This is a genomic window from Pseudogemmobacter hezensis, from assembly GCF_013155295.1.
GTDB lineage: Bacteria > Pseudomonadota > Alphaproteobacteria > Rhodobacterales > Rhodobacteraceae > Pseudogemmobacter > Pseudogemmobacter hezensis.
Genome location: NZ_JABJXT010000015.1, coordinates 83,517 through 92,600 on the forward strand (window position 1 = coordinate 83,517; position 9,084 = coordinate 92,600).

The following is a 9,084-nucleotide window of genomic DNA, read 5'->3' on the forward strand; positions in this document are numbered from 1 at the left end:
GTCAGACCGCGTCTCCGGCGGCGGCGGTCTCCAGCAAGCCCGCATAAGCCACCAGCCCGGAAAGATAGTGCTCCACGTCATCGATCCGCACCCGGAACGCATGGTGGCGGATAAAGAACGAGCCGAGGATCCGGTCCGGGTTGCGGAAGAACATCGCATATTCCGGCCAAAAATGCCCGTTCAGAAGATAGGCCGCTCGAAAATGCAGGGCCTGATCAAACCGCGTCTCATCCACGCCGGCCAGTAGCTCTGCCCCCTCCGGCATCGCCTTCAGACGGTCGAGCATCTTGCGCCCGGCCATCATAAGTTCCAGCAATGTCGGGAACGTCGTGACCCTTTGCAGGACGAAGTCGAGATAGCCTTCGAAATTCTGTATCCCGAAACGGAAGTAGCGCAGTTCGGGACGGTAGAGCGTCAGTTCATTGGTGCAATAGCTGAGCCAGTGATCGTGATGCTTCCAGTAATCCTTTTCGATGAAATGCCCGAATGCCCGCTCCACCGCGCCGATCCAGCGCTCATCTTTTGTCAGGCTGTAGAGTCGCATCAGGGCGAAGGCGGCCTCCCCCTCGTAATAGACGATACGGAACTTCTCTTTCACCTCAAGGCTAGGCCAGGTCAGGACATGGGTGAAGGATCCATCCTCGGCCTGCATGTGCAGGATGCCCTGGGCCAGCTTTTCCATAACCGCCGCGAAACGGTCAGAGCCGAGAAGGGCGGTGTATTTCGACATCGCCAGAATGGCGGTGGCATTGGCCCCAAGCTTGATCTCGTTACCGGTGTCTACAACGAAAGCCTTGTCATCGCATGTTTGGATGAACTGCGTGGTCAGGTGATCAAGGGCGCGTTCGACGGCCGCCAACAGTTCGGGCTGGCGCGTTTTCTCCCAGGCTTCGAGCATCGAATAGGTCGTGCTGGCATGGCGCAGCGCATTATAGGCCGGGATCTGGCGATCAAAGCAGGGGTGGTAGCCATAGACAAATCGCCCATCATTGCCGACCTGACGCGCCAGGAAATCCGAGGAGTCCCGAATGATGTCCGACAGTCTCGTGTGATCCAGTGGCTCGATCTTGCGGCGGCCGGCATTGCGACCATTGCCATAGAGTTCGCGCACGATCCCGTCCTCGCCGCAGAACAGGCCTGCGGTTTCCAGAACATGGACCGCGCCGTCATCGCGGAAATCGACGGTGGTGCCCGTGCCGTATTTCTGCTGCGCCGCGAGCAGGAAGTTCTTTTCATTCACAACGCAATGGGTGACCTGGTTGCCACCATAGAGCATGGCCTGAGCGTTCAGTTCCTGCTCAAGGAAGAGCCGGCCAAACCCAGCGTCCAGCGCAATCCCCCTGCGGCAATAATTGCGCTTCACCTCGCGCAGGCGCTTGCGCAACAGGCTCCAGGTCCAGGTTTCAGCTTTCTCGACCCAGTCAACACGCAGGAAGCGTCCACGCAACTTACGGCGCGCCATGACTTTTCTCAGCGCCAATGTTGCAAGAGCCCAGGCAGCATCCAGATCCGCGCCACTGCCCTGTGCTGTGACTGCACGGGCCGTGCCATCAGAGACCGCAAAAACCAGCGTAATCGCCGGAAAGGGTGCCCCAAGTGCGGGAACCTTGCCCGGCAATGCCGCTTTCAGGCTGGCAAGACGGGTCTCGAAATCGATCAGATCCGCACCAGCTGCCATACCGCCCGGCCCGATCAGGTCATGTTTCGTCATTGTCAGAATCCATCCGTGGTAAGCGGGAAGCCGTAGAGCTGGGATTGGGTGAGGTTGAGAATATCGCGCAGCGTGCCGCTTCGTTCAGCGCACTGGACAAGGTATTCCTGCAGTTCGAACTTCACTTCGATCAGTTCGATCTGGCGGTCATACAGGGTCTCCTCGGCATCCAGCAGATCGGTGATCTGTCGACTGCCCAGGTCGATATACTGGCTGCGATAGAGGTCGCGGGTCGCGGTCTGCAGCTGGATCTGACGGGCGAGCATCGCCTGCTTTTCACGCAGGGAAGCGATCTGCCGGTCCAGCCGCCGGTCATCGAGCCGCATATTGCGTTCTTCGGTCTCTTGGGCGGCCTCGGCGCTGCGCAACCTGTTCTGGGCCTGATTGATGCGCGCCCGGATGGCTCCCCCCTCGAAGAGCGAGGTTTCGACATTGACATTCATGCCGGTGGAAACCCCGCCGGAACCAATACCAATTCGCCCAAGTGGGTTAAGCGATATACCCGGATAGACTGCACGCTCAGCCTCCTGCAGAGCGAGTTGTGCCGAAGCATGTTCCAGACGGGCGATGATCAACTCATCCGTTGCACCCGCCTCTGCGCGGCAAGAGGCAGGAAAATCGGGGATCACACCACCCTGACTGGTTTGCGCCAATCTCTGCAGCCTGTCACGCAGCTCCGTCAGCTCCAGCCTTGCATCAAGAAGCTCGAACTCCGCACGTTCGATCCGGCCATTCACCTCCAGGAGGTCCGGCAAAGGCTGCGCGCCGATCTCGATCCGGTCCGCAATAGTCCGGTGGAGATCGCGCATTGCCTGAACCTGGGCAGCCTTGACCGCGACCAGTTCCTCAAGCATCGCAATTTCGCGATAGACCAGCAGGACAGTCGTAATTGATGTATCCACCTGCGACTGGAAGCGCTGGTACTGGACCTGCAGATCAATGTCAGCGGCCTCAATTGCCCGCTCGGTTCCCCCGAAATCAAACAGCAACTGGCGGCCGGAGAGTTGCAACTGTGCATCCCCTGCCCCGGCAGTGCCAACGCCTCCTACGACACCCAGGCTGAGCTGGGGAAAGAGGGCTGACCGTTCAATGGCGATCTGGTCAATGCTGGCGCTGATCAGTCCCGCTCGCTCGCGAACCTCCGGATCGGCAAGCAGACCGCGCCGCACGGTATCACGCGGGTCCACTCCCTGCCCCGCCGTCAAGGGTGGAAGACTTGCACTACGACCTTCGATCTGGGCGACAGTCTCGCTCATCGGGCGATCCCCGCATGCGCCCAGCAGGAGAAACAGGCCAAGAGCCCAACCAGCAGGATGGCGGCATCCTGCTGTGGAACTGACTACGGCACACTTCATATCAACGCTCCCGCATGGCTTCGGAGGCGCGATTGAACGGCTGCACCAGATACTCGAAGACAGTTTTCTGCCCGGTGTGGATATCCACCGTCGCGATCATACCGGGAACAATCGGGAATTCTGTTCCGGCGTCATTGACCAGCGCAACGCTCTCGGTACGGATCAGAACGCGGTAATAGTATTGCTCGGGGTTCGCCTCATCCTGAATGGTGTCGGGCGATATCGTCTCGACAACACCCTCAAGGCCACCGAAGATCGCATAGTCATATGCCGTGATCTTGACATTGGCCCGCAGGCCCGGGCGGATGAATGCGATGTCCCGGGGCGTAATGCGGGCCTCAATCATCAGCTGATCGTCCAGCGGGATGATATCCATCAACCTGCCATTCGGCGACACGACACCCCCAATCGTACTCACCTCGATATTCCTGACGATCCCTCGCACCGGCGAGCGCAGTGTCAGACGGGTCAGAACATCAGAGCGGCTGCGGACGATGGGGCGCAGGGAAGCGACTTCGGCCTCGGCTTCGGTCAGGGCCTCACGCACCTCGACCTGATACTGTGCAACAACGTCCGAGCGCTGCATTTCCAGATCGATGCGCTGGCGACGCAGGCGAATGACATCAATGTTGCTCGAAGCTCCAGTTTCACGCAGCCGTTCGTTGATGGTGAGTTCCTCGACGGTGAGGGCGATAGCTTCTTCGAGCATGCGAAGCTTTTCTTCGAGGCCTCGCCGCCGCTCCGTGTAAAGCTGGGTTTCCACAACGATGAGATCCGGGAAAGCCGAGAGCTCATCGGGAAACGCCAGAGGATCGCCGGTGATCTCGGCGTGCAACCTAGTAACCATCGCCAGAGCAGCCCTGTAGCGGGAAGCGGTTTCCTCGACATCAGCCTCATTCCGCGTCGGGTCGAGTTGCGCGAGGATCTGTCCTGGCTCTACGACCTCGTCGGGCCGAACCTCAAGGCTAGCGAGGATCCCGCCTTCCAGTGACTGGATCACCTGCTCACGGCTGGTCGGCACAACTTTTGCCGTCCCTGTCGAGACCTCGTCCAGCACCGCGAAATGGGCCCAGATCAAGCCGACAAGCAGCATGGTGAAAAATACCAGCACCACCCGTTTCGAGCGCGAGAGCTGAACCTCGTCGTCCTCACCAAAAATGACGCCGGCATCTCCTGCGGCGGTAGCATGTGCCTGCATTATTCTTCCTCCGGACCAGTGTCGGCAACTGTCGGTGACACGACCCGCGCAACGGCGGCCGGCTTCCCAGCCACAACCCGCGGTCGTGCAACTGGCGTGGCCGGACGGCTGGCGGCGCGCGCGCGCCGCAGGAATGCGTCTTTTTCACCGTCGAAAGAGACTTTGCCGCGCTCGACAACGATGACCCGGTCAACGAGATCAAGAACCCGCATCCGGTGGGTGGCGAGCACCACGGTACGGCCCTCCATCCATGTCTTCAGCGCCTCGATCAGTGCACGTTCCGACTGCTCGTCCATCGAGGCGGTCGGCTCGTCCAGCAAGACGATACGCGGGTTTCGCAGGATAAGGCGCGCCAGCATCAATGCCTGACGCTGGCCACCAGACAGGCCACGACCATCCTCAAGCAGTTGATAATCAAGCCCCTGCGACATGCGGCTCACGAAATCGACCGCTCCCGAGACTTTCAGAGCCTCTAGGATCTCCGCATCGCTCGCCTGTGGAGCTCCGAGCATCAGATTGTCGCGTACGGTCCCATGGAACAGACGGGATTCCTGCGTCAATTGCCCAATATCTCGGCGCAGATCAGATGGGTCGATCTGCGACAGCGTCATATCATCGAGCAATACTTCGCCCTCACCCGGCTCCATCATCCCGGAAAGGGCGTGCAGGAGCGTGGATTTTCCTGCGCCAATCCTGCCCAGAACCGCGATCTTCTCGCCCGGCCTGATCTCGAGATCATCAATGGAAAGCACCGAACGGGCCTTGCCCGGATCGTGGAAGAACTGCGCCGCCCTAAGCTTGTAGTTGCCTTCGAGCGTCGCCACGCCAATCCGACTTTCGCGCTCGGGATGGTCAACGGGCATCCGCATCACGGCGTCCACGCTCTGGTAGCTGAGCTTCGCCTGCTGCAATCGGCTGAAGATCTGGCTGAACTGCGCCATCGGCCCCATCATGCGCGAGCCGAGAATGGAGCAGGCTACAAGCGTCCCCGTGGTAATGTCACCAGCGATGACCATCGGCGCACCCACAAAAATAATCACCGCAAAGATGCTCATCTGCACGGCATGCGCCCATGCCTGCAACGCACTGGTGATATTGCGCTGTTTCAACTGGGATTCTGCAGCCACCGCGTTGAAATGATTCCAACGCTGCTGGAAACGGTCCTCGGCCTGAAGCGCCTTGATGTCTTCGATACCCTGTACGGACTCGATCAGCATGGCGTTGCGCATGGATGCCTCTCGCATGCCTTCATTGACATAGCGATTGAGCCGCTTCTGTACGAGCGCTCCCGGCAGAACCATCAGCAGCATGGCTGCGATGGGGACGAGAACGAGGCTGCCGCCGATATACCAGAAGAAGAACAGGAACAGGAAAAAGAACGGCAGATCGGCCAGCACTGAAATCGTGGTCGAGGTCAGCATCTCGCGCAGGGATTCCAGATCCCGCAGCTGCGCCACGAAAGAGCCGGTAGACTTGGGCCGGGCAGAGTTCTTCACCCGCAAAGCATGACCAAACACCTGGTCCGAAAGTCTGATGTCAGCGCGTTTGCCAAGCACATCGACAATCTTCGTACGTGTTCGGCGCATGGCGAAATCGAAGACCGCAGCCAACATCACCCCGATGAACAGCACATAAAGCGTGTTGAAGGATTCCGCCGGCACCACGCGGTCATAGACCTGCTTCGAGAATATGATCCCGGTCAGTCCCAGAATATTCGCCGTGAAAGTGGCGATCATGACATGGCCATAAGGCCGCAGATCCGGCAGCGCGAAGCGGCGCAGCCACCCCTCTCGATAGGGCGCAATATAAGCGTCTACCCGTTCATCAACGAGAGTGCGCAAGGGCCGGGCAATAACATAGCGGCGGATGCGCGGCAGGAGACCGGCGGTCTCGACCATCGTGACATCCTGCTCGCCGGCCAGCAGCAGCCCCGCCTGCCCCTCTGCGCTGAGCGAGGTGATGACAGCGACGCCGCCATCGCTGAATTCGCAAAGCAGCGGCAACCGCCATGATGTCAGCTGCAAAGTGTCGCGTTCATAGAGCCTTACCCGCAGGCCAAGATGGCGTGCTACAATCGCCATCTGTTCAGACAAGGGCTTGTCCTGCGCCCAAGCCACGCTGTTCAGCGCGGATTGTGCTGAGAATGAAATTCCATAGTGCCGGGCAATATACCCAAAGCTGGTAACCCAAGCCTGTGCATCGAATGCAGTGCTGCCATGCTGCCTGTCAGCAGCAACGGTTTCGCGAATTTCCATGATACGTCCAGACGAGGGAAAACAAGGCGGTTGCGCCGGGAAAACCCGGCGCAACCAGTCTGCTTGCTGCGATCAGTGCGAATTGAATTCGTTCAGATCGTCCGGGTGCGTGTTGGCCACGAAGTCGAGCACCAGATCCTGCTCGGCCTCCTGCGGTACGGGAGCGGAATCCGTATCGTCAGAAGCGTCATCCCCGAACAGATGGTCAGGGATCTCGCCGGCGTTTTCATCACTGATGAACTCGTCGGAAAGCAGAGCGAAGGCAACCGGCGGCACATACGGTCCGTCACCATGATCGACCTCGATCGACAAGGTGGCATCGGCAGTGGTGCCATTCGGATGCTCAAGGCGATAGGTGAAGTCATCGACCCCACCGATCTCCCCAAGATCCGAATTCGCCACATACGAGTAGCTGCCATCGGCATTGATGGTGAGCGTCCCGTGATCGCCGATAACGGTCGTGCCATTCACAACCTCGACGAAGTTGCCGGTTCCATCCAAGTCCACGAGGAACTTGGTGTAGGTGGAGCCCAGCGTGTCATCGGCGAGCACATTCCCCGTAGCCGGGTCAGTGTCGTTGACAACGAACTCATCGAGATGAGTAATGGTTTGCCCGGTGAACGAGAGGCTCAGCGTGCCGCCCAGCCCTCCGCTCGGTCTGACGTAGGTTGCGGTGACAGTGTAGTCGCCCTCGGGCAAACCACTCAGCACCTGATCCACGCCCAGTCCCGACAGGAAGCCAGCCGTCCCGGTGAAAGTATGGCTATAGCCATTGTTTCCCGTGATCGTAACCGTCAACGTGTCCGCTTGGAGAGCTACATCCGGCGAACCTGCCACGAAGCGAATACTCGCTTCGTCATTCGGGTCAATGGTGAATGTCCTCGTAACCGAAACATTCTGAGAACCGGCAAAGAGACCACCGATGCTTGCAGTACCACTCGCAACTGGGCCACCACTCTCGATCACGTTGGCACTGTCAATCACGGCAGTGCCGCCATTGTCAGTTGCCGCCATCTCGAGTTCCGCCGGCTGGGTCGGATCCGTCCAGATCAGGCCCTGACCTTCACTGTCGATGCCCACATAAAGCGTCGCAGTGTCAGTCGCTCCGGTCACCGAGTCCACCAGAGTATAGGTGAACTGATCTACCTGCCCGATTCCGGAAGCATCCGGATTGGGCGTGTAGCTGTAGTTCCCTTCCGCATCGATGATAAGCGTACCATACTCGCCCTCGATCGGTGTGGTTCCCGCTCCGTCAACGGTGACCCCATTGACCGATTGGACGACAGTCGTATCGGTCACAGTGTCATTTGCATCGACAACATTGCCCGTGATCGTCTCTGCATCATAGCCACCGATGGTGGTATGATCATAGAGTTGAACATCGGCCTCAACAGTTATCCCAGTGATCAGGCTAATACCGGTAGAGCTTCCGAAAACTCTGTACTCACCCGGACCGAGGTCCTCGATGACGACAGATGCAGTATTTCCGGATACCCAAATCAGATCAATCAGGCCATTATCACCGATTTCAGTCGCAGTGACCCAGTTCCCATTGTCGTCCTTCATCTGGATAAGAGCATTTCCACCACTGAAGGCACCAAGAAGGCTGGCGGTGCTTACAGTAAAGGTCGCATCACCGGTTTGCCCCTCCTCGATCTCGAATGTAACGCGAGGGTACGAGTTGAAGATTGCCTGGGTCAAACCAAGCGCATCAACCAACACCAACGCGAAGTCACTCTCCTCTAGCGTGCCAGCATCAGCGGGCAGAATGTCGAGATTGACGGTCGCATAGTCATCGACTGCATCCACGTCTGCATCCGCGTCTGCATCGGCATCCGCATCCGCATCCGCGTCAGCATCAGCGTCGGCATCGGCGTCAGCGTCGGCGTCGGCATCCGCGTCAGCATCGGCGTCGGCGTCGGCGTCAGCATCCGCATCCGTGTCAGCATCCGCATCAGCGTCAGCGTCGGCATCCGCGTCAGCATCAGCGTCGGCATCCGCATCAGCGTCGGCATCCGCATCAGCGTCGGCGTCAGCGTCAGCGTCTGCATCCGCGTCGGCATCGGCATCGGCATCCGCGTCAGCGTCGGCGTCCGCATCAGCGTCAGCGTCTGCATCGGCATCAGCATCGGCATCGGCATCGGCGTCGGCATCCGCATCCGCATCGGCATCAGCGTCTGCATCCGCGTCCGCATCGGCATCCGCGTCGGCGTCAGCATCAGCATCAGCGTCAGCATCGGCGTCGGCATCCGCGTCGGCATCGGCATCGGCATCCGCATCTGCGTCGGCATCGGCGTCAGCATCAGCATCAGCATCTGCATCAGCGTCCGCGTCAGCATCTGCGTCGGCATCCGCATCGGCGTCGGCATCCGCGTCAGCATCAGCGTCGGCGTCAGCATCCGCATCCGCATCCGCGTCAGCATCCGCATCCGCGTCGGCATCGGCGTCAGCATCAGCGTCGGCATCGGCATCCGCATCGGCGTCGGCATCGGCGTCCGCATCGGCATCCGCGTCAGCGTCGGCGTCCGCATCAGCGTCAGCGTCAGCGTCTGCGTCTGCATCCGC

General features: G+C 59.6%; 6 protein-coding genes. All 6 read right to left on the minus strand.

Annotation, left to right across the window (positions count from 1 at the left end):
* Position 1: 1 nt before the first annotated feature.
* Complete coding sequence (locus HOY34_RS16110; protein WP_172364650.1) at positions 2-1,711, minus strand: hypothetical protein; 1,710 nt, start codon at positions 1,709-1,711, stop codon at positions 2-4.
* Between the two features lie 2 nt (positions 1,712-1,713).
* A complete protein-coding gene (locus tag HOY34_RS16115) occupies positions 1,714-2,967 on the minus strand; it encodes a TolC family protein (RefSeq protein ID WP_172364652.1) in 1,254 nt (417 codons plus the stop codon).
* A gap of 100 nt (positions 2,968-3,067) precedes the next feature.
* Positions 3,068-4,264 (minus strand): beta-barrel domain-containing protein, encoded by a 1,197-nt coding sequence (locus tag HOY34_RS16120; RefSeq protein WP_172364654.1) that lies wholly within the window; start codon positions 4,262-4,264, stop codon positions 3,068-3,070.
* Positions 4,264-6,519 (minus strand): type I secretion system permease/ATPase, encoded by a 2,256-nt coding sequence (locus tag HOY34_RS16125; protein ID WP_172364656.1) that lies wholly within the window; start codon positions 6,517-6,519, stop codon positions 4,264-4,266. The genes HOY34_RS16120 and HOY34_RS16125 overlap by 1 nt, the downstream gene beginning before the upstream one ends.
* A 72-nt stretch (positions 6,520-6,591) precedes the next feature.
* Positions 6,592-8,328 (minus strand): BapA/Bap/LapF family large adhesin, encoded by a 1,737-nt coding sequence (locus HOY34_RS21870; RefSeq protein WP_216654795.1) that lies wholly within the window; start codon positions 8,326-8,328, stop codon positions 6,592-6,594.
* Positions 8,262-9,084 (minus strand): hypothetical protein (locus HOY34_RS16130; RefSeq protein ID WP_216654796.1); only part of this gene is annotated, 823 nt, incomplete at its 5' end. The genes HOY34_RS16130 and HOY34_RS21870, both read right to left, overlap by 67 nt.

Excerpts from the sequence above, each read along its gene's own strand:
- HOY34_RS16110 (WP_172364650.1), bottom strand. The coding sequence starts at position 1,711 with ATGACGAAACATGACCTGATCGGGCCGGGCGGTATGGCAGCTGGTGCG.
- HOY34_RS16115 (WP_172364652.1), bottom strand. The coding sequence starts at position 2,967 with ATGAGCGAGACTGTCGCCCAGATCGAAGGTCGTAGTGCAAGTCTTCCA.
- HOY34_RS16120 (WP_172364654.1), bottom strand. The coding sequence starts at position 4,264 with ATGCAGGCACATGCTACCGCCGCAGGAGATGCCGGCGTCATTTTTGGT.
- HOY34_RS16125 (WP_172364656.1), bottom strand. The coding sequence starts at position 6,519 with ATGGAAATTCGCGAAACCGTTGCTGCTGACAGGCAGCATGGCAGCACT.